Genomic DNA, 26275 nt, shown 5'->3' on the forward strand with positions numbered 1-26275 from the left:
TGGAATTACAAATATTTAAGTCATAGTTAGGTTTTTCAAATCTCGAAGAATTTCCATGGCAGCGTTATATCCTGGTGCACCAGTAACACCACCGCCCGGATGAGTTCCGGAACCACATAAGTATAAGTTCCTTATAGGAGTTCTGTAATCCGAATAACCTAACAACGGCCTGAAAACATACAATTGATCAGGGGTCATGTCTAGGTGAAATATATTACCTCCCCACATCCCGAACCTCCTTTCGATATCCAAAGGAGTTAGGAACTCCATCTTCACGGGCTTGAAATTAGGAGCATACTCCCTTACTGTCTCAAGAACGATCTCTATCATTTTGTCCTTTAAGTCATCAAGCTTAGGGGAGTAGGGCAAGTATTGACCGAATATATTAAACACGAATTTTCCTTGCGGAGCTAACGTAGGGTCTACTGTAGATGGGATGTTGATAGAAAGCCATGGCTTCTTAGAATAACCGAAAAACTTAGAGTCTAAGTAAGCATTCTCTATATAGTCTATTGAAGGCATTATAAGGATTGAAGCCTTATGTTCGTCTGTTAGCGACTTACCTTTACCGAAATCCGGTAACTCTTCCAAGTAACCGTTAATTTTGAAAGACACACCAGTAGTTTTCAGTGCATTTACTCTCCTCAAAAAATCGTCTTCCAGATCCGAGTTTCTTGCAAGCTTAAGAAACGTAGTTTTAGGATCCGCATTTGACACCACTATCCTACTCTCCACGACTTTTCCGTTTTTCAGTTTCACACCAACTACCCTCTCCTTTCCGTCAGGGTCCTTTTTAGTGAGTATTTCATCTACTTCTGATGAAGTGAAGATCTCTACTCCAAGATCTCTCGCTGCACTAGCTACCGCCTTACTTACGGCCCCCATACCTCCCTCTACATACCCCCATGCACCTTTTATCCCGTTCACCTCACCTATGTTGTGGTGCAGAAACACATAAGCAGTACCGGGAGTCGAGGGAGAGGCATAAGTGCCGACAACTGCGTCCTCAATTAAAGCCGCTTTTACCTCTTCAGACTCAAAGAACTCGTCCAAAAACGACTTCCCGTCTTGGAAGAACATCCTAGCCAGACTTAAGGCTTTATCCTCGTCTATGCTCAGACTCTTAAATAACGAAAAGAGCTCTTCTACCTCAGAAAATTTAGGAGGACGGTTTAGCATGAAAAGGTCAGCAACGGAGGAGAAAGTATCCAGAAGTTGGACAAATTTCTCGTAGTTCTTCGCATCGTTTTTAGAATACTTCTCAATTTCCTTTATTGTCCTTCTTGTGTCCGTCCATATAGAAATCCCTTTACCGTTCCCAAAAGGTACGTAAATTCCCGGGTCTTTAAGGTAAACCTTAAGACCGTATTTCTCTAAATGCAGATCTTCAATTATTTTTCTCCTTAACAAACTTAAGACGTAGGAGCCTGTTGATACTCTAATTCCAGGCCATAACTCTTCAGTTGCAGCGGCCCCTCCGATTATTCCTCTTCTTTCGAATACCGCAACTTTTAGGCCTTCCTTTGCAAGATATGCAGCAGTAACAAGTCCATTATGTCCTCCTCCTATTATTATCGCGTCGTACATCTTATCCAGTACCCCGCCTTATTCTAAAAAAAGCCGCAATGGCTGCACCTGCAACTGATAAACCTATAGCGAGGTAAGCAAAAATTGTTATCATGTTCTGAATAGCTAACTCATCAGGGGGTATTGTAGTAGCCATGATCATATAACTTCATTAACTCAGATAAAACTTTACTGGTATGGAGTTAGTATACCCTGATTATTCTTCGAGAAGTATTTATAATCTAGCCTGTGGAATAGCTGAATTTCTCGGGGTAAATAGGCAATGCAAAGGCAATAAGATTGGTATAACCGGCAAAAGATTAGTCTTAGCGCTGATTGATGGAATGGGTTATAAGATGATGGAGAATGCGGGAATAAATGTAGACACTTATATAACTACGGTTTTCCCTTCAACTACAGCAACAGTCATAACAACACTATTTACGGCCCAACTACCTGGAGAGCACGGAATTTTAGGCTATACAACATATTCCAAGAAACTCGGTTCTGTGATTAACACGTTGAAGTATACTTACCCCTTAATAGACTCAAGGGACTCGATACAAGTTAAGTATTCTACACTATTCCCAGAGGCAAAGAGTTATTTAGCCGAGGTAACGGATAAGAACACAGTAGCGGTAATACCCAAGGGTTTAAACGATACTGAATTTACTAACATGACTCACGGTAAGGTGAAAGTGACAAAGACATATAGCACTTATTTTGACGCATTCTACGAACTCAGTAACGTTTTGAATGAGAATTATGATTTTGTGTACTTTTATATACCGGACGTCGACACATTGGCTCATAAGCACGGCCCTAACACTGAAGTGGTCAAGGAGGCGATGAGAGATATCTACGGAAGATTGACTAAACTAGCTGCGTTGAAAAGGGAATACGAATTCGTTATTGTCGCAGATCATGGTCATGTACAAACAAGAGAGCATGTAATTTTCAATAATGACACTGAATTGCTTAACATTTTAGATTTCCCCCCTTATGGCGACTCAAGAGCTATTTTCCTCCACAGTAAGTACGATCTGAAGACCTACCTTTACTCAAAGTATCCTTCATTAAAGGTATTCCCTAGGAGTGAATTTGAAAAGTTATTAGGTAAGGAAGGGTCTTACGCTGATTTCATAGCAGTCCCTGATGATGATAAGGCTTACGTTTATTTATTTAAACAACAACAAGATGAGTATACAAAGTTAATAGGCCATCATGGGGGACTAAGTGAGGACGAAATGAAAATACCTTTGGTGATGATGAATGGTTGAGTATTATATTCCTAAGTGGGAGGAAATAGAGGAAGGAATTTTAACAATATCAGAAAGAATGCTGAGTGATGATTTTGTCCCTGACGTAATTGTGGCTATTCTTACTGGAGGAGTAATCCCAGCCAAACTAATGTCGGATGTGCTGGGAATAAAGAGCATGAGATATATTGACGTCAAGTTCTATAAGGGAGTAAATAGTAGGGAAAATAAGCCTATAGTGAGAGCGGTATACGTAGATAATCTTGAGAACAAAAAAGTTCTCGTTATAGACGACGTGTCAGATACTGGGGAAACATTAGACTTTGTCGGGAACATCATAGCAATGTTTAACCCTTCTTTAGTAAGGACAGCAACAATATTTGTTAAGCCGTGGTCTAGAAAGTATCCGGACTATTACTACAAAGTAGTTGATAAATGGATCATCTTCCCTTGGGACAAGTGGGAGATAGTTAGAGAAAACACTGAAGCACCAGTTGATAAGAAAGAGAGGTTCTTAGAAATACTCAAAAAATTGAGGAAAAACAGTTAGAATACACTGGGTTCTCTGTATTCTCCCCAAACTTCTCTCAAGGTAGAACTTATCTCTCCTACTGTAGCTCCAACCTTTATTGCGTTCAGTATGTGTGGGAATAAGTTCTCCTTTTCCTTCTCAGCTGCTTTCCTAACAGCGTTTAATGAGTCCCTCCATTTGATTTCGTCTCTCTCACTTCTATACTTCTTCAGCCTCTCCATTATTCTATCCCTAATTTGGGGGTTTACCCTAAACACTTCAGTAGTACCTATCCAGTCGGGCTCGTAGAACATGTTTACTCCTACTTTCACCATGTCACCAGTCTCGATCATCTTTTGAATTCTGTAAGCACTGTTAGCGATTTCTGCTTGTGGATATCCTCTCTCAATAGCCTTCATCATACCTCCCATCTTCTCTATTTGATCAATTATCTTCCACGCCCTTTCCTCAATCTCATCAGTTAACCATTCAATGTAATAAGACCCAGCTAAAGGATCAATAGTATCAGTTGCACCGCTTTCATACGCAATTATCTGCTGTACTCTAATCGCGATTTTAGCAGCCTTCTCGCTTGGCAAAGCTAAAGCCTCGTCATAAGAGTTAACGTGGAGGCTCTGTGTACCTCCGAGAACAGCTGCTAGGGCTTGTAAGGTAGTCCTTATTATGTTGATCTCTGGCTGTTGCGCTGTGAGTTCAGCTCCTCCGGTTTGTGTGTGGAACCTTAACATCATAGAGTCTGGTTTCTTAGCATTGAACCACTCTTTCATTATCTTAGCCCACATCCTCCTAGCAGCCCTAAACTTTGCTACTTCCTCGAATATGTTAGTATAACCTGCGAAGAAAAATGACAACTTGGGAGCGAAATCATCTACCGGAATACCCCTTTCGGCTGTTTTTCTCACATATTCAATACCATCAGCTAACGTAAATGCTACCTCAAGAACAGCGTCAGCCCCTGCTTCTCTTATGTGATAACCGCTAATGCTTATAGGGTACCACTTAGGTATGTTCTTTGCTGAGTATTCGATTAGGTCTATTGCATAACGTAAGGAAGGTTCAGGGGGATATATGAAGTTCTTCCTAGCTATGTACTCTTTTAGAATATCGTTTTGTACAGTACCGTCTAACACATTCATACTTATTCCTCTGGACTCGGCAGTTGCTACATACATAGACAACAGCTCAATTGCCGTAGCATTAATCGTCATTGATGTCGTTACCTTATCCATTGGAATCCCTGACATTACTAAGTCCATTTCCTTCCAGTGGAACATCGATACTCCTACTCCACCTACTTCAGTAAACGCTAAAACGTGGTCTGGGTCTAGACCCAACTGAGTAGGTAGATCAAAAGCCATGCTCAAACCGGTCTGACCGGCTTGAAGTAGTTTTCTGAACCTAGCGTTTGTGTCTTCAGCCGAACCAAAGCCTGCGTACTGCCTAATTGTCCACAGCCTCCCCCTATACATTGTGGGGTAAATTCCTCTGGTGAACGGGTAATCTCCGGGAAAACCTATTTTCTCACCATACGTACCTTTGAGGTCAAGGGGAGTATAAAGTCTCCTTACCTCTATGCCAGAAGGTGTTGTAAAAGCCTTTTTCCTCTCAGGTCTCTTGGCTAGCCACGGATTCAGTACCCTTTCTTCCCACTTCTGTAAACTTTCCTTAATTTTCTCATCTGTATCCATAAGGTATCATGATTATACTGGTTTAAACACTATATAATCTTTGCTTTTTAAACAAACTTATAAGTCAAAAATGAATTAATTCTAGCCATGGAGACACAAAATATCGACCATATCGGAGTCGTAGTGGAAAATATAGATAAAGCGATTAAATTCTACACCACTATGCTCGGGATGAAACTTGTTCATAGAGAGGACTTACTTGATAGAGGTATAAAAGTGGCTTTTCTTACCGGAACTCATGGTGAAACTGCTGTAGAACTTTTAGAGCCCATTAATCACGAGGACATGAATAACACCGTTGCCAAGTTCCTGAAAACAAAGGGGCCCGGGCTTCATCATTTAGCGGTTAAGGTGGAAAACATAGAAAAGAGCCTGAAAGAGTTAGAATCAAATGGTTTACAACTTGTCGACAAGGTCCCTAGACCTGGTGCTAGAGGGCATCTAGTAGCGTTTATACACCCGAAGAGTGTTATGGGTGTGTTGTTAGAGCTTGTTCAGCCTCATGAATAATCAAGGTAATTTCACGCGTTGATTTTTTTAGCTCTAATTCGTAATTCTCTTTTGGGATAAAAAGATGTCAAGAAGGTATAAGGATCCATTTGATCTATTTGATGAAATGATAAGAGAGATAGAGGAAGAATTTGAGAGGTTCGAGAGGGAATTCATGAGACTTGGGGGAGAAGGCGAAGTAAAAACATTCGGTCCCTATGTTTACGGATTCAGAGTAACAATAGGACCTGACGGGAAGCCAATTGTAGAAGAGTTCGGAAACATTAAGAACTACAAAGGAAAGCCAATGATAACTGAAGAGAGAGAACCTCTAGTAGACGTAATAGAAAAAGGAGATGAGATTAGGGTTATAGCAGAAGTACCTGGTGTTGATAAGAATAGCATAAAAGTAAAGATAACGGATGGAGGGAAGACATTAATAATAAGGGCTGAAGGTGGGGATAGGAAATATTACAAAGAGATAGAACTACCGACTCAAGCAGACGAGAATAGTGCCAAGGCTACTTATAACAACGGAGTATTGCAGATAATACTGAAAAAAGCGAAAAGCAAGGAAAATGAAGGCAAAGAAATTAAAGTTGAGTAATTTTTACTTTTTCCGACTGAATGAAGCTCAGACCACTTTCATCATTTATTATTAAGGTAAACGGGATTTTCCCATTTTTTGCATCCTCAAGCTTTTTACATTTCTCTTCTTCGCAATTATCCCCCAACTGATCAAGGATTATTTCTAAAATTCCCTCAATAGTCGTCAAAACTCCTTGATATGCTTCACCCGCAGTAACCTCAATTTCTAACTCGGGGATTATAATGTCCGCAAAAGCTGATCTGTAAACTATTGTTCCTAAGTCCTCTTCCTTTTCAACTTTAAGCTCTAATTTAATTGGTGTCAAGAATTCTAGTGGTTTTACATCTCTCAATCTGTAACCACAACTTTGACATTCCCAAACCGACAGTTCTAGTCTACCTACATTGGGTGCTTCATATAAATACTCTCTGACGATCATTTGATCCGCATGACATATGGGACATTTATGTTTTCCTTCATAGAGTAATTGAGGTTCCATTTTAATCTTATTAAAGTTTATCTATTCGGATACAAATTATTATTTGTAAAAAGTGGTGGGATGAGGTATCCTAAAGAGAACGAGATCGGTAAGATAGAGTATAAACTTTTAATAAATAGCAAAGACGAGAATAGATTACAATCTCTCGCTACACAAATGAAATACAGACTTGAAGAAGGAGGAGGAGAAGCGTTTTACGTAATCGGAGTAAGCGATGATGGAGACGTTTTGGGGTTAAGTAAAGAGGACTTAGAAAGTAGCATTGAAATTCTAGATAAAATTGCTTCGGCAGTTAATGCTAAAGTAGTACACAAGAGAATTGTCGAAGTAAAAAAAGGACGATATATAGGAGAAGTGCTCATAAGGTTATTCAAGGATAAGATCCCCGTCCAAGTTAATGTAGCAGTAATGGGTCATGTAAATGCCGGAAAGAGTACTTTGACCGGTGCACTAGTATTAGGAAAACTTGATGATGGTAACGGTACACTGAGGGCTATGGTAGCCCGACACGTACACGAGGTTTTGACTGGGAGAACTTCCTCAATTACTTTAAGGCTTCTCGGATTTAACGATAAGGGAACAATTGTTAACTGGAACTTGAGAGATCCTCTGGACGAAGCGGAAATAACGTTAAAAAGTACGAAGATAGTGAGACTTATAGACCTAGGCGGTCACGAGAGGTACCTCAGAACAACTCTGAAGGGATTATTAGGATACGAAGTAGATTATGTAATGCTCGTAGTGGGGACGGACGACGGATTGTCCGCCATGGGAAAAGAGCATTTAGCTATTGCATCAATACTTAAGTTCCCGGTGTTCATAGTCATAACAAAAATCGACAAATACGACGAAAAGAGAGTACAAGATATAGTAAATGACATAAGAAACGTGCTTAAGATTCCAGGGATTAACAGGCTTGTCATGGAGGTAGAATCAGATGAGGACTTATTAAACGCTATCCTAGCCATGAAGAGTAAGAGAGTAGTGCCGATCTTTAAAGTGTCAAACGTAACCGGGAAGGGACTCGACATACTGAGTAAGTTCCTGAACATGCTACCACCAAAGCCCAAGGTCACAAGTGATGATAACCAGCCTCCTCTAGTTTATATAGACGAAATATATAACGTGAGCGGAGTAGGAACTGTAGTACTAGGTTCAGTAATAAGGGGGAACGTAAAAATAAATGATAGTTGTTATATAGGTCCTACTAAACTGGGAGAGTTTAAGCTAGTTAAAATCAAGTCGATTCAGTTGAACAGAGTATTTGTTGACTCTGTCAATGCAGGAAGTATAGCGACTTTTGCAGTTCAAGGAGTGGATAAGGAGAACCTGAGAAAAGGAATGGTACTAACAGTGGAAAAACCCAAAAGCTACAAGAAGTTTAAGGCTAGAATAGTAGTACTTCATCACCCTACTACAATCAAGGAGGGATACGTGGCTACCTTGCATCTATACACAATTAGACAAGCAGTGAAATTCCGTGAAATTTCCTCAAGATATCTTAGGACTGGTGACACAGCAGAAGTGGTGATGGAGTTCCTATACAGGCCGGAATATATAGAGAAGGGGCAGATATTCGTTTTTAGAGAAGGTAGGACTAGAGGTCTTGGGATAGTAACCGAGTTACTAGAGTGATTATTCATCTATTCTTTGTTTAGTACATGTTATTATGTCCTCTGCAATTTTATGTGCTTGCTTCTCTACAAGTTTCTCCAGGCCTTTAATAGTAACCTGTACCTCATATTCTATTTTATATATCAACTTGTCATTGTCGATCTTGACTCGACTGATAATCGTAGAGGTTACTCCAACTCCTTCAACTTCGATAACAGACACAGACTCATTATCCCTAAACTCAAAGGACTTCACTTGAGCCTTAGTCTCTACTGTCAAAAAACCGATCTTTGCTCTTGCAGTAAACTCTTTTCCTTTTATTTCAGTTACCCCTGGAATACAATTAATTAAGTTCTGATAAGAACTAAGGAACTCTTTTGCTTTATCCACATTCTTTATTTTCACTTCTCCACTTATCTCCAATCACTTCACCTTAGTTTTCACGCACTCAAACAAGTCGTTCACTATCTTACCTACAGCTGAGTCCATTAATCTCGCCCCTATCGAGGCAAGAACACCTCCGACTTTTACGTCGGCAGAATACTTTAACCTAACTGGATTATCTAAAACTTGTAAAATTGCATTAATATCTACGTTGCTGTTTAACCCATTTCCTTTTGCGATTAAGCTAAGGGTTTTCTTAGCATTGTCTATGTTAACAAAACGAACTAACGCCTTATACTCTCCCTTTATGAAACCTATTCCAGCTGTTCCTACTACTCTATACTCGTCACCTTCCTTAGTTAAACTCTTTATCCCGGGGAAGCAAGAAGCCATGCTTTCTGGTTTTGTCACGAAATTCCAAAGCTCTTCAGCACTTACCTGAACCGGAACTTCTCCTTCATATTTCATAAATAGGTATTTTGAGTAAAAGTATTTATGAGAATCGGAGCTGTAATTCTAGCTGCAGGTGAAGCTAATAGGTTTGGTTCTAACAAACTAATTAAGGAAGTTTACGGAGTGCCTATTATTAGAAGAGTAGTAAGTGCTGTTGAAGGCATAGATAAAGTAATTGTAGTGGGGAAATACTACCAAGAGTTGATGAGAATATTGGAAGACCAAGTAGTATTGTACAACCCTTATTGGAGTAAGGGAATGTCTACTTCATTAAAACTCGGGATAAGGTTCTTTCAAGACTATGATGGAGTTATTGTACTCCTTGGGGATATGCCGTTTATTACTAGGGATACCGTAAATAGGATAATCCAATCATTCACTGTGGACTGTGATATAGTAGTACCTACACACAAAGGAGTTAGAGGGAACCCAGTACTATTGCACAAAAGGACTTTCCCCCTGATCATGAATCTGGAGGGAGATATAGGAGCTAGGGCTATAATGGATAAGGTTAAAAAAATATGTTACGTTGAGAGCGGTGAAGAAGTCCTTATTGACGTGGATACTCCTTCTGACTTAACCTCAAAGAAGCATCCTTAATAGCCTTTACTATGTTTTGATACCCAGTACACCTGCATAAATTACCTGATATACCTTCTCTGATTTCCTCCTCTGACGGGTTGGGATTCTCTTTAAGTAACCAGTAAGCCTCCATTATCATACCCGGAGTACAGTAACCGCACTGTAAACCGTGATTGTCCCAGAAAGCCTCTTGTATCGGATGTAGCTTCCCGTCTTTGCTAAGACCTTCGACAGTTAGTATATCAGCACCATCAGCCTCTACTGCCAGAACTGTGCATGACTTAACGGATCTTCCGTTCATTATTACAGTACATGCCCCACAATTAGAAGTATCACATCCGATATGAACGTCTGTATATCCTAAGTCTCTTAAAACGTGTACCAATAGTCTTCTAGGCTCTACCTCCACCTCGTGAACTTCTCCGTTTACCTTCAAAGTTATCTTAGCCTTTTGGTCTTTCTCAATTATCTTCATTTACGAACACCTCCTAAAGCTTGATTTATACCCCTCTTAACTAATACTTTAACCATCTTTTTCTTATACTCAGCTGATCCCCTTATGTCCGAAGTAGGGTTTGCACTCTCCATAGCCCTTGTCGATGCTTTCTCGACGACTTCTTCAGTGAGTTCCTTTCCTATTAACTCTTCTTCTGCACCCTTTGCTCTAACTGCTATATTGTTTACAGCAGTTAAGCCTATTCTTGCATCCTCGATTCTACTTCCGTTTACCTTCAGAAGGACCGCAACACCTACTATTGCGTAGTCGCCAGCCCTTCTTTCTAGCTTTTGATATGAAAACTTGTAACCATCAAAGGCCGGAACTTGTATTTCTGTCACAAGTTCTCCAGGGTTTAAATCTGGTGTAAACATGTCTTTTGCGAAGTCCTTGAAGTCAACTAACCTCTGACCTTTCTTGCCTCTTATTAAGACCTTAGCGTCCATTGCTATCAAAGAAGCAGGGTAATCTGCAGCCGGGTCTAGGTGTGATATAACACCGCCTATTGTTCCCATATTCCTAACTTGGGGATCTCCGATCGTTTTTGCCGCATCACTTAGTAGTGGTACATTGGATTTTATCATGTCGTAATGGGTAGTTAATGCACCTATTTTATAGATATTTCCTTCTCTTTTCACGTAGTTAAGTTGTTGAAATCTTCTTATTTCTACTAAATAAGAAGGTCTTATAATCCTGAGCTTTAAAGCAGGTATTAAGCTATGCCCGCCAGCTAAAGGTCTTGCATCTTCATGTTGTTGTAAGAACTCTATCGCTTCCTCTATACTATCGGGAATTACATAACCTATCTTAGGAGGATACACGAATAATGAAATACCACATTATATTTTAAATCTTCTTACTGTATTTACTACAAACTGTGTGTCCTCAAAAGATTTACCTTTTAAGCGAGATAGCTAGTAGATTTATTTAAGTTAAGAAATACTCTTTACTACTAGTGATGAAGACTTTTGGGTCAGAGTAGTGAAGACGTGGCGGCTAACTGAGGTGTTGTATATTGAAACCCATACATCTTTCAGTTGGTAGAATTAACATAGATATAATAGTAAAGTTAGATAAATTTCCTCAGCCTGACGAACCTCTTACTACCGACATTCTTGAAATTCAGCCCGGTGGTGCAGCTGTAAATTACGCTATAGCGGTCAATAAACTAGGTCATAGCGTTAAGATTTTAGCCAAAGTGGGGAAGGACTCACTTGTCATAAGACCTATACTCGAAAAACTTGCGGAGACCGGTGTGGGCTTGGACTATGTAGAAGAGGTAAATGCACCCCAAAGTATGGCTTTAATTCTTCTGAGGAGTGATGGAAAAGTCTCAATTGTTAGGAAGTTAGGCTCTTCGTTACTTCTATCAAATGAAGACGTGAGAAAGTACTTCGGGATGTTTGATGTGATTCACTTCGCCTCCGTACCTCCTGAAATCGTGATCAGAGATCCTAGCTCGAAGTTAATCAGCTATGACCCAGGGCCAAACAGTGGAAAGCTTAATTCTGAACTGGACGTAGATATACTCTACCTAAACGAGAAGGAGAGCAACTCCGTAAACATAAACAATTTGCGGAAAGTGAACTTAATCATAATAAAAATGGGTGAAAAAGGTGCTAGGGTAATATCCCAAGATAAGGAGTGTGAGGTAGAGGCTTATAAAGTAGACCATGTAATTGATACTACTGGTGCGGGAGACGTATTTGATGCAACGTTTAATTATGCGTATATGGAGGGTTATAGTCTAGAGGAGTCATTAAGACTCGCGGTAATTTCTTCAGCGTTAAAAATAACAAAATTAGGAGGAACATCTTCTCCCACTCTAAGCGAGATCCTAAACGCATTAAAATCTTACACTCCAAGTGTATATTGTAAATGATTGTGCTCTTCGTGGACTTTGACTACTTTTTCGCCCAAGTAGAAGAGGTACTTAACCCCCAGTATAAGGGCAGGCCGGTAATTGTCTGCGTTTACTCGGGAAGGACTAAGACCAGTGGTGCTGTGGCTACAGGCAATTACGAGGCTAGAAAACTGGGAGTAAAGGCTGGGATACCAATAATTAAGGCGATGGAGTTAGCCCCTTCCGCTATATTTTTACCCATGAGGAAGGAGGTCTACCAAGAGGTTTCTAATAGGATTATGAACGGAATACTCAGGAAATACACCTCAAAGCTCGAAATAGCGAGTATTGACGAAGCATACTTAAATATAACAGATAAAGTGAAGGACTTTGATGAAGCTTACGCCCTAGGTAAGAAAATAAAAGAGGAGATATTTGAGAAGGAAAAACTAACAGTGACTATAGGAATTGCCCCTAATAAAGTATTTGCTAAAATAATAGCTGATAAGAATAAACCGAATGGGTTAGCCGTGCTAAAGCCAGAGGACGTTCAGTCTTTCCTCCAAAGCCTGGACATTGACGAAATACCGGGGATAGGAAAGATGTTGACTGACAAACTGAAAGAAATGGGGGTTAACAAGCTAGTTGATGTCTTGAACTTTGACTTCACGAAGTTAGAAAGGGAAATAGGTAGGTCTAAGGCAACTTATTTGGTCAAATTAGCTCAGAACAGATACAATGAACCGGTGGAGGACAAGACCAAAAAGCCTCACGGTAGGATTTTAACATTACCGTATAATACGAGAAAGCCCGAAGTAATACTACCTCACCTTAAGAGAGCTGCAGACGAGGCTTATAGCAAAGTTCAAGGCGTTCCTATGAAGATAACAGTTGTGGCAATAATGGAGGACTTAGACATCGTAAGCAAAGGAAAGAAGTTTAAACATGGGATCAATAAGGAAAAAGCATATGAAAAAGCGTTCGAACTACTCAAACAGATCCTCGAGGAGGACGATAGAAAAATACGTAGAATAGGAGTTAGGTTAGATGACGTGATTAAGACCAGAGGGTTAGACCAGTTCTTCTAAGGAAACAATGCCCTTTAATACACTGAAATTTACGTTACCATACTTCGATAGGTAGTTCACAAACCCTCTAACTCCCCTACTGTTAGTATCTACTTCTTTAAGTACTTGAATGTTTACGTAAAAAGGCACTACATTACCCTTAACGACCTTTTCTAGAGGGATTACTCTCCTGATCTTATCAAAATCTTCTTCTATGTTCTTAGCCTCTAAGTAAGCTTTCTCGCCTCTTATCGCTATAACTACGGGCTCGTCACTTATTTCACCGTACTTATCATGAATAACTACCAACCTTCCTGCCCTACCTCCAGGAACGTCTTCGTAAAAGTTCAAAGCCTCTACGAAGTCACCGTTACGGGACAGAGGTATAACTATTAACTCCTCTATACTTACGATTTTAACGACAGATTTTATTCTCACTTTCATATTTATCACCATAACAATGATCGAGATAGATGGATCTTACGGTGAAGGTGGAGGTCAAATACTCAGAACATCATTGACACTATCGGCTCTAACAAAAAAACCTTTTAGGATCTACAACGTTAGAGCTAAAAGACAGAAACCTGGGTTACAGAGACAACACTTGACAGCCGTAGAAGCTGTTAAGGCTTTGACCAACGCTAAGACCAAGGGAGACTTCGTGGGTTCAACTGAACTCATTTTTGAGCCTCAGGATATTGTTGAATCAGGACACTTCACATTTAATATAGGCACTGCTGGAAGCGTTACCCTAGTGCTTCAAACAGTATTGCCAATCATCCTTAACAGAAAAATAGAGATAAGGCTAATCGGAGGGACAGATGTACCTAAGTCTCCTACTATCGACTATATAAGGCTTGTGTTCCTGCCATTACTTACCAAAATAGGAATAAGAGGAGACATTAACGTTGTCAAAAGAGGTCATTACCCAGAAGGGGGTGGTGAGGTTATAATAAAGAACTTTAAGGCTGATCCTACATCCTTTTCTATAAACACCTTTGGAAAACTGGTAAGGATAATAGGAATTTCACATGTGTCCTCACTCCCATCTCATATAGCTGAAAGGCAGAAAACTTCTGCGATGTCAATTCTCGCCAAACTGGGAGTTGAGGTCTCGATCGATTTAGACATAAGAGAGAATGAGATTAGTAAGGGGAGTGGGATAACCCTCAGTGCAATAGGAGAGAACAGTATTATTGGTGCAGACTCTTTAGGAGAAAGAGGAAAGAGAGCAGAGGTTGTAGGAGAGGAGGCTGCAGAGCTCCTAGTCAAAGAGTTGAAGACTGGTGCTGCAACCGACAGTCATATGGGAGATATGTTAATGCTTTACGCTTCACTGTACGGTGGAGAGTATACATCATCATATTTAACTCAACATGCAAGGACTAATGCCGAAATAATAAAGAAGTTTCTAAACGTAAGCGTTGAAATAATAGGTGAATCACCATACTTATTTAAGGCAAAATAACAGCCCTTCCAACTATTCTCTCCTCTAGAAGATCGTTTATTGCCTCATTAATCTCCTCAAGTTTATAGGGAACCGATAAAGTTTTGAGCTTTCCAGCTTCAAATAGCTTAATTACCTCAACCATATCATCCATATTACCATATAATATTCCCCTCATCCTTAACCCCCTTAAGACTATTAGTTGTTCAGGGATTTGTAAATGACCACCGTATTCACCGATTATTCTTAATTCCCCTTCTCTACTTAATAACCAAGGAGCGTCTTCAAGCGTTTGATCGTTTCCAACGAAATCCAGTACATAGTCGAATTTCTTTCCGGCTACTGGAGAGAATGGAGGGTCTTTCTTTTTCATCGCTAATACTTCATCGGCTCCCAAACTCTCCGCCTTACTCAACCTTATCAAATTCCTCCCTATTACGGTGACCTCAGCGTTTTTCAATTTAAGTAGTTGAATAGCCAGTAAAGCTACTGATCCTACCCCTATCACCAATACTCTATCTCCTTCCCCTATCCCTTTCGTGGCATTATAGGCAGTTATTCCAGCATCAGCTAAAGGTGCTGCGGATATGTAATTTCCGCTTACTTTGAATAAGTACTCCTCAGAGGGAACTTTTACATATTCTGCAAACCCTCCGTCCGTATGAACCCCTATGACTCTCACGGACTCACAAAACTGCCTATCTCCCCTTCTACAGTACTTACACCTACCGCAACCTATCGAGCTGTATACGAGAACTTGATCCCCTCTCTTGAACTTGTTACCTCCTTCCACAACCTCACCTACTATTTCATGCCCCAAGATGACGGGAGTCTTCACGGTTATGTCGTTCTCCCATTCACCGAAAATTAAGTGAATGTCACCGTGACAGAGCCCAGAAGCCTTAACTCTTAAAAGGATCTCACCAGGGTTTAGTTTCGGCTCAGGCACGTCCATTATTTGAAGGGGCCTACCTTTTTCTAAAAAAACAGCCGCCTTCATTTACCATCCCGACTTAAGATATGCGAGTATCTCCCAATCTGTTATCTCGTTCTCGTAATCATCTAACTCCTTCCTTTTAATCTCTATAAACGTGTTAATGAGGTCTTGACCCAGTGCATATTTTAACTTGGTGTCACGATCTAGGCTGTTAATAGCCCCCCTTAAACTCGTCGGTAATGTTACTACGCTGTAATTAACATCTACGTCTAAACCTCTTTCTATTCCGTCTAGACCCGCGTGAATGATTGCGGATAGAAGTAAATATGGATTTGCTAGGGGATCTGCCAACCTGAACTCGATTACCCCGTAATCCTTATACGTTGACGGGATCCTTATTATGTAGTGCCTCTCGTTTCCTATGCCAGCGATTGTTGGTGTAACTATCTCTTTAAATCTCTTATATGAGTTTACAGTAGGGGCTGCAATAGTCATTATTGAGCCTATATGATCAAGTATACCTGCCAAAAAGTTATAGAAAGTTTTGCTCAATCCCAATCCTTTCGGGTCGTTAACGTCGATACCAATGGGCCTCCCAGTTAAATCCAAGAGCTTAATGTAAACGTCCATACTGCTACTCGGGTAATTCCTAAAGGGCTTTGGCATGAAGGTGGAGTACAACTTATAATACCTTGCGGTGTCGCGTATTATTTCTCTAGCAGTAACTAAAGAGTCAGAAGCGGTTAATGCATTTGACATCGTGAAGGTAATTTCGTACTGACCTGGTCCATAGTGTTTATTGATGTATTGAACCTGAGTATTGACACTCTCAAGATTTTTAATTAAATCCCTTAAGAAATTCTGTTGTTCCATAAGCCCTTCAAGAGAGAACGCTCTTGCTTCATCTGCAGGTAGAGGTTTCCCGTCCTTGAAGTTTATAAGGTAAAAGGTCGGTTCAAAGGCGACTTCCAGTTTTATTCCACTGTCCATCAACTTCTCCATGGAACGATTAAGGAGAGACCTTGTGCAAAGGTTATGGGGAGAGCCATCACTTTCAGTCAAATAGCTCATTACTCTAGCCGTCCTTTCTAAGTAGGGAATAATAGCAAAGGTTGAGATGTCGGGCTGCGCGAACATATCACCATATGTGTGTTTTATCGGTGTATCTCTATAATCGAGAAACAGTAATGACTCGGAATACTCGACTCCCTTTCCCTCTAATACCTTTTCGAACTCTGCCCTCCTTAAAGATCTTCCTCTTATATTTCCTAAAATATCAACGAAGACTACCCTTACATAGTCTACTTTTCCGGATTTTAGTATCTCCAGTACTTCATCCCTGATCAATTTGCTCAAACTATCCTAACTATTACTTTATATAAAAGCATTCAACGAAAACGCATGAAGATCTGACCTGCGTAAATAACGGCGTTTTTGTAATCACCGAAAATACCAGACTCGACCACTTTTCCATCTTTCAATAAGGTTACTATATATAGATAACCTTCGGGTGTCTTTCCCTTCTTACGATAAAATTTAAGCGTATAAATTCCCAGATTAACGCGCTTCCTTTGGGATACTTCATATCCTAATAACATTATGGTATAGATGTCTACCATAGAGTCCTTAATTACTTTTTAATGTCAACAACTACATGATAAACTTTTGGTTTCACACTCCTTACAATCCTAGCAAAGACTACGTTAGGGTATTTACTCTTTGCTATACTAATAGGGTCGTTGCCCTCTATTTCAGTGTATAAGTGCAATATCCCACCTGGCTTCAAATGAGGTATAGCTACCTCATAAGCTTCTTCAGCCTTCTCTGGGAGAGGAGCCAATATTCTATCTACATTATACGGGAGATAATCCATTTTCTTAAAAGCGTCTCCGTAAATAGGGATAACCCCGAAAGCCTTGTTTAGATCAACGTTAGCCATCATATAATAATAAGCAAAAGGATTGATGTCAATAGAATAGACAGTTGAGGCACCACCTATAACGTAAGAAAGTATCGAAAACGGTCCATAGCCTGAGAACATATTTATGATTACTTCCCCTTTCCTCACAAGTTTTGCAACCCTTATGTGCTCGTAGGAAAGTTTAGATGAATAAAAAACCTTGCTTATGTCTAGGAAGAACCTACACCCGTACTCTTTATAAATAGTCTCACTCCTTTTCTCACCGGCTAAATGGACTGTTGTTGATAGTCTGAAGTCCCCTTTAATGTCCCTATACTTACCCCACACTGACTTAACGTAAGGAATTTTTTCGAGAATTACTTCCGCTAACTTTCTTACTTCTTCAACGTCTTTGTCAAAAGGGATTCCGATTATGGCGATGTCTCCTACTACCTCAACCTTTTTCCAGAGACCTAGTTCTTTCGCCAGTTTTTCTATCAATTTCCTCTAACCTCCTGATGCCCTCTTCAACGTCTTTTAACCCCACGTTTAATGGTAAACCTCCGTCTAACACGGGCTCACCGTTCACTATCACTGTCTCTAATGAATAACTCGAGTAAATCAGGGTCTCATAAGGAGATACATTGTCTAAAGGAAATGCTGGAGGTTCAGAGTACTGGAATATAGCTAAATCAGCAGTATATCCCGTATTCAGGACTCCAGAGTTCATTTTTAATTGAGAATAACCCCAATCTGTCATTGAATGGAAAGCATCTTCAGCTGTAAGTAAAAGCCTTGTAGAGGTATAAGCCAACTCGTGGCGGATGTCAAATGATGGTACAAGGTCTAATGATACGGATGGTTTATACTCGCTTAGAGGAAACTTAGATACCTCGTAAGAGGGTGTAAATGACAACTTAAAGCCCTTCTTTCTTATTACCTCTAGATCTAACCTTGACCCACCACCTAACCCTATTATTTGGTCGTAATCTATGTCCTCTGTGAGATACACCTTGTTATCAACAAGAACGACAATTTCGTTTTCCTTAGCCAGTTCAACTGCGTCCCTCAGTAAGGACTGATCACAAACTTTCAGGATTACATTATTGGCTCCTTTATGAGACCATCTATTGAACAGTGTCCTGAACTCTTTTTCCCAGTCGCTAGGTGAATTACTACAACCAACGGGAACTATTATAATCGGTCTTAGACCCACTTCCGACACAGCTCTAGCTACTATATCTAAATGATTTCCGCTAAATCCTACTGTAGTAACACCTTGTTTTAGAAGATGATAAGCTCCCAACAAGGAGAAGTAATAAGCATCATTAGACGAGAAAGTTGAGAGAAGCTGATTAGCGTTTTCCCTACCAGTGAAGATTCTAAATCTGAATGGGTAGAGAGACAAGTAAGTGTGAATTGTTATAAAACCCGGTGATACAATTCTATCCCATCCACCTATATCGAGTTCTGCATCCTCATAACCAGTGAGCTCATCGTGAGATACTACGTCTATCTTAGAGTCTTGTAAACCAACGTAAACTTTTCTTAGTGGTTTGCCAGCACCTAAGGCGAAGCCAGCCCTTATTATGGTTTTCATGGTATTAAATACTGGAGGGTAAAATATAAGACTAATGAACTACATCGAGTTAATAGAAGACGAGGTAAAGAAATTCCACCCTATAGAAGTTGAACAAAAAATTACCTCTGGGATTGTAGTGGGTGCCGGAGACTCCTATGCCGTAGCTCTCGCTTTGGAAGGAAAGACAAATAGGAAAGCTATCGCAGCAGACCCATACGACGCCTTATACATAAACTCGGATAGACCTTACGTTATAGTCTCGATATCTGGAAGGACTAAGACAAACGTTGAGCTAGCTAAAATGAAGAGAAAAGAAGGGAGAAAAGTAATAGCCGTCACGGCTAACCCCAATTCACCCCTTGCTGAAAACTCTACTGACATCATTCTAATACCCTATAAAAGTGATGTCACATTACCTGGTACCTTGTCATTCCTTCTGGCCTTATCTGCTGTTTATTCACTTTTTGGTATTGAAATTACCAAAGATTACATCAAGGCTAAGAGTTTTGAACTACGAGAAAAACCATTCTTCGTCGGTCAAGGAGAAAACTACGGTATAGCTTACTACTCGGTTTTGAAATTAAACGAGATTTTCTGCGAGACCGCAAACTACGAAAAGTTAGAATTATTTCCTCATTCTCCTATATTCTCTACAAGAGGTAGGCAAATAGTACTTTTGAATAGTGGAAGTGGAAGAGAAAGAAGACTCAAACAACTCATAGACTTTACCTACGTCTACTTAACTGAGTGTAATGATGCTTTTTGTAACGCACTTACTGTCATTCTTGCAATAATTGAAAAGATGAAAAGGGAAAACTGGAATAGAATTTGTTTTTTGGATGATAAAAAGATCCTAAATATTAGTTCAGAGATGATATACTAAATGGCTAAAACTTTAGACCTAAGGCAAAGCGATACTAAGTGTGGTTCCAGTTCACCTGCTCTTACCATAATGAGGTTTTGGCTTTCGGAGGGTGGTAATCAAGAAGTAGAGATAATTGCTATTAAGGGAGTTCAAGCAGATCAAGTGGAAATGTGGGCTGAAGCCATGAAAGATAAGGGAGTTAAAATCCTTTCAAAACAAGACGAAGGAGATAAATTGATATATAAAGTTTATCTACCATAAATCCTGATAATGAATTTTAGGTTGGAGGACAAAATATACTTTGATACGAAATGGATTATTTGAGATTCTCAAAATATCTTTCAATATCAATACTGATAGTATCAGTATTAATTTACATTATTGGAGACCCTATTGAGAAATTATTAGCTTATCAAGGTCCGGTGATAGGTGGGGGTATATTGGGGTGGTATGTCCTAAACTCGGTCAGTAGAGATAAAATAATTGAAGAAGAGAACGGTGATAGAACCCCAGTTACAGCTATTCTCTTGAGGAAATACGCTCTATTGGGAGTAATTATAGGTACATTAATGATTATCCCTTGGTTAACACCCACGTTGTTCGTATTGGAGGAAACGGTTCAACTTCTTTACATTCTCTCTTTTACGAGCATGGCAATAGGAGGTTTCCTTATAGGATATGTGATCTCGTCTTTTAAATTCATAGAAAAGGTCGTACTCTATTCCTTAGGTTTCGTTGGAGACATTTTATACTTCTTTGTAATCTATATAGCGTCCCAATTATTCGGAATTCCTCAACTAGAAGTAGTGAATTACGTCCTACTAATGGTTTACGGCGTAAAATTTCCTGAAGGTGCAATATTCGGCTTTTATATCATTAAGAGAGTAAATGCAATATGAACGGTATAGTTTACATAGTCGGTGCAGGCCCTGGGGACCCTGAATTAATTACGGTCAAAGCATTGAAAATCTTAAGGATAGCTGATGTAATAATATACGATAGATTAGTTCCACAAGAGTTATTAGAAGGTCTGAACGCGGAATTAATATACGTCGGGAAAGAGTTAGGAGACGCAAAGCTTCAAGATTATATAAACGAGCTGTTGGTTCGAAAAGCTAAAGAAGGGAAAAAAGTCGTGAGGTTAAAAGGCGGAGATCCATTTGTCTTTGGACGAGGAGAGGAGGAATGTATCTATGTCTTAAGGCACGGAATAAAATGTGAGATAGTACCGGGAGTAACAAGTGCGATAGGTGTTCCTACATATGCAAGAATCCCAGTAACCAGCAGACTGGTGGAAAGTTCTTCAGGTTTCACGGTAATTACGGGGACGACAAAAGACGGTGGATTAATTTCAGAGGAGTATATACCAAGAAAAGGGACTATTATTATACTTATGGGTATTCACGTAATAGACGAGTTAACTAAAGTATTAATGAAGGTCAGAAGCGGAAAAGAGAAAGTAGCTGTAATTGAAAAAGGCACAACTAAACAGCAAAGAGTTTTTACTGGTACATTAAATGAGCTACCAGAAATTATAAAAAGGGAAGGAGTAAAGTCACCTGCTGTCATAGTTATCGGTGAGACAGTATCACTAATGGATTTGCTTACTCTTAAAGAGTAGAGGTAAAACTTCGTCGTTATTACTGTAACGGAGAGCCGCAATTACTACAGAATTTGGCTCCAGCTGAATTTACATAACCACATTTAGGACATTTTAATGGAGTCAACGATGCACCGCAGTTAGGGCAGAACTTTGCGTTAGAATCTACTTCAGCACCACACTTCCAACACTTCGTAACGGCTTTCTGAAGCTGAGCTCGGGGGGCTGATGTAGAAGGTTGAGTCACTGATGATGGAGTGATTGATGGTTGGTTCATCCCAGACGTGTTGACGGATTGTTGGGGAGGAGTGGATTGAGGTGGTTGGGGAGGATATTGCTGATAGGAGGATTGTGGTAGTTGCTGGGGATAAGGCTGAGGATATTGTTGATAGGAGGATTGTGGAGGTGCTGAAGACTGAGCCATCATTATAGCCATCATAATAGTATTCATAATCTGGTCTTCCTGCATGAAGTCCTTTACTAAATTGTAGGCATCTACAGCTGTAAGCCCACCACTAGCTAGAGTTAGTAGAGAGTTATGCAAATCCGTGTCCGAAACTGTTGCGACTCCCGCACTTCCTACTAAAGGTATTAAATCTTGCAATAGGTTAGTCATACCCGTTTCTACCATGATCATGTTAGGGCCTTCACAAATTCTAATGGTATAAGCTTTATTCGAGTCAGTAATCATCCCCAAGAAGCTAGAATGTTGTGCTTGAATTACAGCCATATACTGCCCTACCATTGGAAAAACTTGAAAACCTTGCCCCATTAGGTACATCACAATTTGTTGAATTACAGGTTGTAAATCAATAGGCCTCTGTATAGGTATCATCTGTTGTTTGCCACCTAGCCCTATGGGCTGCATGCACATCATCATATTGAACATAGCATTGGGTTGAGGATTTCCACCATATGGATAGCCAGAAGGTTGAGGATAGTTAGGTGGATATCCAGTAGGCGGATAACCGCCTGAACCATAAGGGGGATAGCCTGAAGGAGGATAGCTCATTATAATCTTAATAACAATTATAGATAATAAACATTTAGGAAACATACTTATAACAACACATTTCTTACTAGAGAGGAAGATTTATCTCACCAGCTCTTAAATTATTTTAACTACATAGGATTGTTAGGTTAGGAAAATGCCTCTAAGCTTTCTCATTATAGGTTTGGTTATAACTCTCGCACTGACTCACTCATTAGAGCCTGATCACATAGTTACCATGAGAATAATGAACAACCCCAAGGATTATCTAGCCTTTGGAGCTTCTCACGGTGTTGGTTTCGCAATAATCGCTATACCATTAATCTTACTTTTTAATCAATTCCAGTTTTACGGGATATTAGCTGGTGATGTGATAGCTATAATCTTCGCGATTATCTTAATTTACGGAGAGGTTGTAGGTAAGGAATTTGAGATATCACCTAAAGGTTCGGGGATCCTGCAAGGAGCATTCGCGATAACTCCGTCAAAGGTAGTTGTTGCTGTACTAGCTTCAGAGACTACGCTTCCGATAGGAATTGTCTATGTGGCATTATTTATACTAGTATCAACAATAGCAATGTTTATCGTAGGTGTATCGTTACACTATGTCACGGAAAAGCTCGAGAGGGTCATTAATATAGGAATAGCCCTAGTTACTATAGCCTATGTAATCTACACAGTGATAAACGGAGAATTGTAGAAGACTAAGATCCTCATTTTTCTCGTTCTACAATCCACAAAGGGGTCTTCTCCCCCTTTAAATACTTCTCTATCATTTCTAGTGTAGTTGGACTTATAGAAACCTTTTTCATTTCATCTATAGAGAAAAACCTTGCATCCGCAGCATCAGAACCAGCCTTTACATCACCGTTAGTGATTTCACAAACGAAGTCCAATATAACATAATGGAACCCCTCCTTAATAATTTCCACAATAGCCATCAATTCTTTGGGTCTAACTGTTACTGATATTTCTTCCATCATCTCTCTTCTCAACGCTTCCTCAATTAGCTCACCAAAATTTACCTTACCCCCTGGAATAGCCCAAGAGCCTTGATTAGGTGGATGTTTCCTCTTTACTAGTAATACTTTCCTATCAGAGTCAAATATTACGCATCCGACAGCTATCCTAGGCAAATTCATAGAGATTAAAAGTTCTACCTTGGATAAAAGTTAATATATACTATATACTCGTGTAATGTGATGAAAGGTTATTTAGTACTTTTAATCGCATTAATTCTTCTTGCCCCCATGGCTATTATAAGTAATGCTACTACAACTGAACCTTACCAAACAGTCCAAATTCCTTCATTAACAATATATAAAGACTTGACTTATCATGTAGTAGCTCAAAAGACTCTGAACAATACCAAGATTACTACAATTTTTAGTGTTAATTACGAAGTCACTTCAATAGAGAATACTACTTTATCTGTAAGTGTGAGCGGTAATTTCACTAAGAACATGAGCTATGTGATTGGTGGATTAGGTAACTTTAGCGTTAATATATTTAGCGAATTGTTCTCCCTTCATTACCCTTTCATTCCACCTTTCTTAGAATTTAACAATACATACGGGCTCAACACCACTGAAGGGAGATGGGATCTCCATTATGTGGGGCCCACAAATGTTACTATAATGAATAAGAATGTGACAGCGTCAGCATATATAGTCTATTTCAACCAGACTTATTCACAATATTACGTAATTTTGAAAAACGGTCTTATTGCGAATACAAGTTATTCAAGTGAAAACGGTTCGCAAATCACAATGTGGTTAGTGTCCTACTCTAATCCCGTTAATATAACGTTTAGTACCCCTTCTCTAACAGGGATCGGAAAACCTTACCTTTATATTCAATACATTAACAACTTTGAAACTGACAGCTTAACTCCTGAATATTATTTAGAGGTATATTACCCTTATCAAGTTGGTGACTACTTAGTCCAGATAAACTACTTACTATACCCTCAGCAAGGAAGTTTGGTAGTTCCGGCCAACTTAGGAAATATTCCCCAGCCAATTAGCTTCGTCGCCGTTTTTGCACCATACTATAAAGAGCAACTGACTTTCGTAAATAATGTGGGTAATAGTACGATAATGTGGAAGGGAGTGAACTTAACGCTCATAAACACTACCTATATTAAAACCATTAACGGTACATACGTAAAAGCGTATGTGTATAAATATTATCAAAATTCTTCAGTTCCGCAAGCATCAGTAATACTTTACGTCTACTTCTCTAGTGACGGAACATTATTACAACAAAGCGTGTACTCAGTAGGTCTCAAGAACATTACAGTAATGTTTAAATTAGTATCGAATGAATACGTAAGTTTAGATTCTCAATATCCTACTCTAACTAAGCCCTTATATACTACATTACCATATGAGCCTGTAAACCTGCCAACCGCTATACTAATTACTGTGATTATATCGGTAGTTATTTCAGCGTTAATAGTTGTGTTAAGACAAAGATAATGTTTTAATCTTTTTTAAAACCAAACGATTTATCACTTGTGTCTTTACATTAATAATCAAAAGCTTATATGCGTCTATTGCAAAGAAATAAATTTTTCCAATAGAGAAGGGATCATGAAGAGTTATGACAGAAGCTGTTCAAACTACTCTTACTTCTAACCTTTATGACCAACAAGTAAAAAAGTTATATAGAGTAGGCGAAATTTTAGGACTTCCACAAGATGTTTTAGAAACATTATCTCAACCAGAGAGGGTTATTCAAGTCAAGATAGAGATCAAGGGAAAGGATGGCAAAGTTAAGACTTTTATAGGTTGGAGATCCCAGCACAATAGTGCGTTAGGTCCATATAAAGGAGGAATCAGATACCATCCTAACGTGACTCAGGATGAAGTTATCGCATTATCAATGATGATGACATGGAAGAACTCCCTTCTCTTATTACCTTACGGTGGAGGAAAAGGAGGAATAAGGGTCGATCCAAGTAAACTTTCATTAGAAGAATTGGAAATGTTGTCTAGAAGATATATTGATACATTATATAAGTATATCGGTAGTGACATAGATATTCCAGCCCCAGATGTTAATACAAATCCTCAAACAATGGCGTGGTTCATAGATGAATACATAAAAATAACTGGAAAAGCTGACTACGCAACCTTTACCGGTAAACCCGTGGAATTAGGAGGACTGGAGACCAGAAACTACAGTACTGGATTAGGTGTAGCAACCGTGGCTAAAGAAGCTGCATCAAAGTTTATAGGTGGCATAGAAGGTGCAAGAGTAATAATACAAGGATTCGGGAACGTCGGTAGTTTTACTGCTAAATTCCTGCAAGACATGGGAGCTAAAATTATAGGAGTAAGTGACTCTAAGGGAGGGGTAATAGACCCTAACGGAATTGATATTAATAAAATGATAGAAACCAAGGAGAAGACTGGCTCTGTAATCAACTATCCTACTGGGAAAAAGGTAACAAACGATGAGCTTCTTACTTCAGAGTGTGACATCCTAATACCTGCTGCACTGGAAAACGTAATTCATAAATTTAATGCTGACAAAGTAAAGGCTAAAATGATAGTTGAAGGTGCTAACGGACCTCTCACAGCTGACGCGGATCTAGTTATGAAAAATAGAGGAATACCAGTAGTCCCCGATATTTTAGCTAACGCAGGAGGAGTAGTAGGTAGTTACGTGGAATGGGCAAACAACAAGATGGGAGAAATTATGGAAGAAGAAGAGGCTAAAAGACTCATAATATCTAGAATGGAAAAAGCGTTTAACAGTGTTTATGAGATGCATAAAAAACTTGGAGACCAAGACCTCAGAATGGCTGCAATGGCCTTAGCTGTTGAAAGAGTAGTAAATGCTATGAAGGTAAGAGGAATGATCTAGATAATGACGTAACAACTTT

General features: G+C 39.5%; 31 protein-coding genes. 16 read left to right on the top strand and 15 right to left on the bottom strand.

Annotated elements, in window-relative coordinates; genetic code table 11:
* Positions 1 to 15 precede the first annotated feature (15 nt).
* Both D1868_RS07905 and D1868_RS11250 read right to left on the bottom strand, forming a co-directional pair.
* Positions 16 to 1587, bottom strand: coding sequence for a phytoene desaturase family protein (locus D1868_RS07905; RefSeq protein ID WP_156007187.1), 1572 nt, complete (start codon positions 1585 to 1587; stop codon positions 16 to 18).
* A gap of 1 nt (position 1588) precedes the next feature.
* On the bottom strand, positions 1589 to 1723 hold the full coding sequence (locus D1868_RS11250; RefSeq protein WP_269194902.1) for a hypothetical protein: 135 nt from the start codon (positions 1721 to 1723) through the stop codon (positions 1589 to 1591).
* 40 nt (positions 1724 to 1763) lie between these two features.
* Here D1868_RS11250 and D1868_RS07910 point away from each other — a divergent pair, with 40 nt between their 5' ends.
* Both D1868_RS07910 and D1868_RS07915 read left to right on the top strand, forming a co-directional pair.
* Positions 1764 to 2846 (top strand): alkaline phosphatase family protein, encoded by a 1083-nt coding sequence (locus D1868_RS07910; protein WP_156007189.1) that lies wholly within the window; start codon positions 1764 to 1766, stop codon positions 2844 to 2846.
* A complete protein-coding gene (locus tag D1868_RS07915; RefSeq protein ID WP_156007191.1) occupies positions 2839 to 3375 on the top strand; it encodes a phosphoribosyltransferase in 537 nt (178 codons plus the stop codon). The genes D1868_RS07910 and D1868_RS07915 overlap by 8 nt, the downstream gene beginning before the upstream one ends.
* On the opposite strand, the gene D1868_RS07920 is transcribed toward D1868_RS07915, so the two are convergent.
* Positions 3372 to 5045, bottom strand: coding sequence for an acyl-CoA mutase large subunit family protein (locus D1868_RS07920; RefSeq protein WP_156007193.1), 1674 nt, complete (start codon positions 5043 to 5045; stop codon positions 3372 to 3374). The genes D1868_RS07915 and D1868_RS07920 overlap by 4 nt on opposite strands.
* A gap of 87 nt (positions 5046 to 5132) precedes the next feature.
* Here D1868_RS07920 and mce point away from each other — a divergent pair, with 87 nt between their 5' ends.
* Both mce and hsp20 read left to right on the top strand, forming a co-directional pair.
* A complete protein-coding gene (mce, locus tag D1868_RS07925; RefSeq protein ID WP_156007195.1) occupies positions 5133 to 5555 on the top strand; it encodes a methylmalonyl-CoA epimerase in 423 nt (140 codons plus the stop codon).
* A 64-nt stretch (positions 5556 to 5619) separates the two neighbouring features.
* Positions 5620 to 6141, top strand: a complete 522-nt coding sequence (hsp20, locus tag D1868_RS07930) for an archaeal heat shock protein Hsp20 (RefSeq protein WP_156007197.1) — start codon at positions 5620 to 5622, stop codon at positions 6139 to 6141.
* Here hsp20 and D1868_RS07935 read toward each other — a convergent pair.
* Entirely contained in the window at positions 6128 to 6622 is a 495-nt protein-coding gene (locus D1868_RS07935) for a ZPR1 zinc finger domain-containing protein (RefSeq protein WP_156007198.1), read from the bottom strand. The genes hsp20 and D1868_RS07935 overlap by 14 nt on opposite strands.
* A 60-nt stretch (positions 6623 to 6682) precedes the next feature.
* Here D1868_RS07935 and D1868_RS07940 point away from each other — a divergent pair, with 60 nt between their 5' ends.
* Entirely contained in the window at positions 6683 to 8257 is a 1575-nt protein-coding gene (locus tag D1868_RS07940; protein ID WP_156007200.1) for a GTPBP1 family GTP-binding protein, read from the top strand.
* Here the strand turns inward: D1868_RS07940 and D1868_RS07945 are convergent, their stop codons facing one another.
* Positions 8258 to 8659, bottom strand: a complete 402-nt coding sequence (locus D1868_RS07945; protein WP_156007202.1) for an SRPBCC domain-containing protein — start codon at positions 8657 to 8659, stop codon at positions 8258 to 8260.
* Complete coding sequence (locus tag D1868_RS07950) at positions 8660 to 9088, bottom strand: CoxG family protein (RefSeq protein ID WP_156007205.1); 429 nt, start codon at positions 9086 to 9088, stop codon at positions 8660 to 8662. It lies immediately after the preceding gene.
* Between the two features lie 27 nt (positions 9089 to 9115).
* On the opposite strand from D1868_RS07950, the gene D1868_RS07955 reads away from it, so the two are divergent.
* Positions 9116 to 9673, top strand: coding sequence for a nucleotidyltransferase family protein (locus D1868_RS07955; protein ID WP_156007207.1), 558 nt, complete (start codon positions 9116 to 9118; stop codon positions 9671 to 9673).
* Here the strand turns inward: D1868_RS07955 and cutC are convergent.
* Together cutC and cutB are read right to left on the bottom strand one after the other, a co-directional pair.
* Complete coding sequence (cutC, locus tag D1868_RS07960) at positions 9624 to 10130, bottom strand: glyceraldehyde dehydrogenase subunit gamma (RefSeq protein WP_156007209.1); 507 nt, start codon at positions 10128 to 10130, stop codon at positions 9624 to 9626. The two genes, D1868_RS07955 and cutC, sit on opposite strands and share 50 nt — an antisense overlap.
* Positions 10127 to 10972, bottom strand: coding sequence for a glyceraldehyde dehydrogenase subunit beta (gene cutB / locus D1868_RS07965; RefSeq protein WP_156007211.1), 846 nt, complete (start codon positions 10970 to 10972; stop codon positions 10127 to 10129). The genes cutC and cutB overlap by 4 nt, the downstream gene beginning before the upstream one ends.
* 194 nt (positions 10973 to 11166) lie before the next feature.
* Here cutB and D1868_RS07970 point away from each other — a divergent pair, with 194 nt between their 5' ends.
* Together D1868_RS07970 and D1868_RS07975 are read left to right on the top strand one after the other, a co-directional pair.
* The gene (locus D1868_RS07970; RefSeq protein WP_156007213.1) at positions 11167 to 12033 is read left to right on the top strand and encodes a carbohydrate kinase family protein; all 867 of its coding nucleotides are present in this window, start codon (positions 11167 to 11169) and stop codon (positions 12031 to 12033) included.
* Positions 12030 to 13082 (top strand): DNA polymerase IV, encoded by a 1053-nt coding sequence (locus D1868_RS07975; protein ID WP_156007221.1) that lies wholly within the window; start codon positions 12030 to 12032, stop codon positions 13080 to 13082. The genes D1868_RS07970 and D1868_RS07975 overlap by 4 nt, the downstream gene beginning before the upstream one ends.
* Here D1868_RS07975 and D1868_RS07980 read toward each other — a convergent pair.
* A complete protein-coding gene (locus tag D1868_RS07980; RefSeq protein WP_231112346.1) occupies positions 13065 to 13505 on the bottom strand; it encodes a hypothetical protein in 441 nt (146 codons plus the stop codon). The genes D1868_RS07975 and D1868_RS07980 overlap by 18 nt on opposite strands.
* A 16-nt stretch (positions 13506 to 13521) precedes the next feature.
* On the opposite strand from D1868_RS07980, the gene rtcA reads away from it, so the two are divergent.
* Positions 13522 to 14529, top strand: coding sequence for an RNA 3'-terminal phosphate cyclase (gene rtcA, locus D1868_RS07985; RefSeq protein WP_156007225.1), 1008 nt, complete (start codon positions 13522 to 13524; stop codon positions 14527 to 14529).
* On the opposite strand, the gene D1868_RS07990 is transcribed toward rtcA, so the two are convergent.
* The 4 genes from D1868_RS07990 to D1868_RS08010 all read right to left on the bottom strand — a co-directional run bounded on the left by D1868_RS07990 (position 14516) and on the right by D1868_RS08010 (position 18945).
* Positions 14516 to 15508: an alcohol dehydrogenase catalytic domain-containing protein gene (locus D1868_RS07990; protein ID WP_156007227.1), complete on the bottom strand. Its 993-nt coding sequence runs from the start codon at positions 15506 to 15508 to the stop codon at positions 14516 to 14518. The two genes, rtcA and D1868_RS07990, sit on opposite strands and share 14 nt — an antisense overlap.
* On the bottom strand, positions 15509 to 16792 hold the full coding sequence (locus tag D1868_RS07995; protein WP_156007992.1) for a glutamine synthetase family protein: 1284 nt from the start codon (positions 16790 to 16792) through the stop codon (positions 15509 to 15511).
* A gap of 283 nt (positions 16793 to 17075) precedes the next feature.
* Entirely contained in the window at positions 17076 to 17846 is a 771-nt protein-coding gene (taw21, locus tag D1868_RS08005; protein WP_156007231.1) for a tRNA 4-demethylwyosine(37)-methyltransferase Taw21, read from the bottom strand.
* Entirely contained in the window at positions 17800 to 18945 is a 1146-nt protein-coding gene (locus tag D1868_RS08010; protein WP_156007233.1) for an amidohydrolase family protein, read from the bottom strand. Before D1868_RS08010 ends, taw21 begins: the two co-directional genes overlap by 47 nt.
* Positions 18946 to 18979: 34 nt before the next feature.
* On the opposite strand from D1868_RS08010, the gene D1868_RS08015 reads away from it, so the two are divergent.
* Genes D1868_RS08015 through cobA form a run of 4 tightly spaced genes read left to right on the top strand, consistent with a single transcriptional unit; the run spans position 18980 to position 21413 of the window.
* Entirely contained in the window at positions 18980 to 19810 is an 831-nt protein-coding gene (locus tag D1868_RS08015) for an SIS domain-containing protein (protein ID WP_156007235.1), read from the top strand.
* Complete coding sequence (locus D1868_RS08020) at positions 19811 to 20053, top strand: hypothetical protein (RefSeq protein WP_156007236.1); 243 nt, start codon at positions 19811 to 19813, stop codon at positions 20051 to 20053.
* 50 nt (positions 20054 to 20103) lie between these two features.
* Complete coding sequence (locus D1868_RS08025; protein ID WP_156007238.1) at positions 20104 to 20691, top strand: hypothetical protein; 588 nt, start codon at positions 20104 to 20106, stop codon at positions 20689 to 20691.
* Positions 20688 to 21413, top strand: a complete 726-nt coding sequence (cobA, locus tag D1868_RS08030) for a uroporphyrinogen-III C-methyltransferase (RefSeq protein WP_156007240.1) — start codon at positions 20688 to 20690, stop codon at positions 21411 to 21413. The genes D1868_RS08025 and cobA overlap by 4 nt, the downstream gene beginning before the upstream one ends.
* 19 nt (positions 21414 to 21432) lie before the next feature.
* On the opposite strand, the gene D1868_RS08035 is transcribed toward cobA, so the two are convergent.
* Positions 21433 to 22404, bottom strand: a complete 972-nt coding sequence (locus D1868_RS08035) for a zinc ribbon domain-containing protein (RefSeq protein ID WP_156007242.1) — start codon at positions 22402 to 22404, stop codon at positions 21433 to 21435.
* 136 nt (positions 22405 to 22540) lie between these two features.
* Between D1868_RS08035 and D1868_RS08040 the strand changes: the two genes are divergently transcribed.
* The gene (locus D1868_RS08040) at positions 22541 to 23083 is read left to right on the top strand and encodes a hypothetical protein (RefSeq protein ID WP_156007244.1); all 543 of its coding nucleotides are present in this window, start codon (positions 22541 to 22543) and stop codon (positions 23081 to 23083) included.
* 13 nt (positions 23084 to 23096) lie between these two features.
* On the opposite strand, the gene D1868_RS08045 is transcribed toward D1868_RS08040, so the two are convergent.
* The gene (locus D1868_RS08045) at positions 23097 to 23525 is read right to left on the bottom strand and encodes an NUDIX hydrolase (protein WP_156007246.1); all 429 of its coding nucleotides are present in this window, start codon (positions 23523 to 23525) and stop codon (positions 23097 to 23099) included.
* Positions 23526 to 23585: 60 nt separating this feature from the next.
* Here D1868_RS08045 and D1868_RS08050 point away from each other — a divergent pair, with 60 nt between their 5' ends.
* Both D1868_RS08050 and D1868_RS08055 read left to right on the top strand, forming a co-directional pair.
* Positions 23586 to 24863, top strand: coding sequence for a hypothetical protein (locus D1868_RS08050; RefSeq protein WP_156007248.1), 1278 nt, complete (start codon positions 23586 to 23588; stop codon positions 24861 to 24863).
* A 124-nt stretch (positions 24864 to 24987) separates the two neighbouring features.
* Complete coding sequence (locus tag D1868_RS08055) at positions 24988 to 26256, top strand: Glu/Leu/Phe/Val family dehydrogenase (RefSeq protein ID WP_156007250.1); 1269 nt, start codon at positions 24988 to 24990, stop codon at positions 26254 to 26256.
* Positions 26257 to 26275: the final 19 nt, after the last annotated feature.

This window comes from Stygiolobus azoricus (assembly GCF_009729035.1).
Classification (GTDB): Archaea; Thermoproteota; Thermoprotei_A; order Sulfolobales; family Sulfolobaceae; genus Stygiolobus; species Stygiolobus azoricus.